This is a genomic window from Alcanivorax sp. HI0083, from assembly GCF_001635175.1.
In genome coordinates this window covers 1-1,230 of sequence record NZ_LWFX01000576.1, presented here as the reverse complement: position 1 = coordinate 1,230, position 1,230 = coordinate 1, and the positions used below count along the sequence as shown (strand labels likewise).

1 protein-coding gene and 1 pseudogene are annotated in these 1,230 nt (G+C 57.6%); one reads left to right on the top strand and one right to left on the bottom strand.

Going from position 1 to position 1,230, the window contains the following annotated elements:
- Positions 1-225: pseudogene (locus tag A3754_RS05870) on the top strand (tRNA (adenosine(37)-N6)-threonylcarbamoyltransferase complex transferase subunit TsaD); the annotation flags it as partial.
- Between the two features lie 162 nt (positions 226-387).
- Here A3754_RS05870 and plsY read toward each other — a convergent pair.
- Positions 388-1,002, bottom strand: a complete 615-nt coding sequence (gene plsY / locus A3754_RS05865; RefSeq protein ID WP_082872264.1) for a glycerol-3-phosphate 1-O-acyltransferase PlsY — start codon at positions 1,000-1,002, stop codon at positions 388-390.
- Positions 1,003-1,230 lie beyond the last annotated feature (228 nt).

Sequence of the window (1,230 nt, the reverse complement as noted above, 5' to 3'; positions counted from 1 at the left end):
GTGATGGCGGGTGGCGTGAGTGCCAACCGTTCCCTGCGGGCAAAGCTGGGTGAGCAGATGGCCAAGCGTGGTGTGGAACTGTTTTACCCGGCGCCGCAATACTGCACCGACAACGGCGCCATGATTGCCTTTGCCGGGGCGTTGCGTTTGCAGGCGGGTGAGTCTGCGGAGTTGCCGATCAAAGTGCGCCCAAGGTGGCCGCTAACTGAGCTGGCGGGGCTGTAAACCCAGTTGAAAGTTTAAAGTTCAAAGTTTAAACGCGGATTAGGCTGTCCTGCTTTGCCATGCTCTGCCCGCGATGAGGGTAATGTCGCGGGCAATGCCTGTCAAAACCCGAGGCGCGTTGACGCGCTTTTCAACTTTGAACTTTCAACTTTACACTGCGGCTCAGTCTTTCTTCCTGAACCCCAGTTCTTCCCCGCGCAGGATTTTCTGCAGGTTGCTGCGGTGCCGGGCAATCATCACCAGAGACAGGGCCAGCATGGGCCAGAAGGCCTGGGGCAGCCAGGCGAAAATACAAGCTGGCGCTACCACAAAGGCACTGAGTGAGGCGATGGAGGAGATACGGTTAAGCGCAAAGACCAGCAGCCAGGTGCTACCGGCAACCAGCCCACTGGGCCAGTGCAGGGCGAACAGCAACCCAAAAGCCGTGGCCACGCCTTTACCGCCCTGAAAGTGAAAGAATACCGGATACAGGTGGCCCAGGAAGGCGAAAGCACCGACCATTGCCGCGACAAAGGGGCCCATATCCAGATAGCGGGCCAGCACTACGGGGATCACCCCTTTGAGTACGTCGCCGAGTAGTGTGAGGGCGGCGGCGGGTTTGCCGCCGATGCGCAGCACATTGGTGGCCCCGGGGTTATTGGAGCCCTCCGTGCGCGGGTCCGGGTAGCCGAACAGCCGGCAAACCAGGATGGCACTGGAAATGGAGCCCATCAGATAGCCGGCCACGCACAATGGCAGTAACCAGAACCAGACTTCCTGTAATGTCCCTGCTTGCACCGGCTATAATCTCCCTTCGCATCGCTGTGTAATACACGGGGTGACATTGTACACAGCACGACGTTATTGCCTGCGCTGCAAGCGTAACATCTGATTACCTGAAATGGGATTCATTCGCCAGGGTGCTGTCGCCAATGAATGCCACGCCAAGAGATCGAGTATGGATATTGTTTATATCAATGATTTGAAAGTGGATACCGTGATCGGCATTTTCGACTGGGAGCGCCG